Raw genomic sequence first — 536 nt, forward strand, 5'->3', positions numbered from 1 at the left:
GTTCGACTTGACCGATCCCACCCACAGCGGCCGGTCCGCGTCCCGACCCTGCCCGTAGGTCGCCAGCAACGCCTGCGCCTCGATCGGATCACCCAACGTCGTGCCCGTACCGTGCGCCTCCACCACATCGACCTCACCCGCACCAAGGCGGGCATCGGCCAACGCCCGGGTGATCACCCGCTGCTGCGACGGACCGTTCGGCGCCGTCAACCCGTTGCTCGCCCCGTCGGAGTTGACCGCCGACCCGCGCACCACCGCCCACACCGGATGACCGTGCCGGCGCGCCTCCGAGAGCCGTTCCACCAGCAGGACACCCACGCCCTCCGCCCATCCGGTGCCGTCCGCGGCGGCCGCGAACGGCTTGCACCGCCCGTCCGGCGCCAACGCCTGCTGCCGGCTGAACTCGATGAAGGCCTGTGGCGTGGACATCACGGTCGCCCCGCCGACGACGGCCAGCGAGCACTCCCCCGACCGCAACGCCCGCACCGCCAGATGCAACGCCACCAACGACGACGAACACGCCGTGTCCACCGTCA

General features: G+C 72.0%; 1 protein-coding gene. It reads right to left on the minus strand.

The window, feature by feature from the left end; translation table 11 throughout:
* Positions 1-536 (minus strand): beta-ketoacyl synthase N-terminal-like domain-containing protein (locus MXD58_RS24795; RefSeq protein WP_248838036.1); only part of this gene is annotated, 536 nt, incomplete at both ends.

The sequence above is a fragment of the Frankia sp. AgKG'84/4 genome, from assembly GCF_023242965.2.
In the GTDB taxonomy this organism is placed as follows: domain Bacteria; phylum Actinomycetota; class Actinomycetes; order Frankiales; family Frankiaceae; genus Frankia.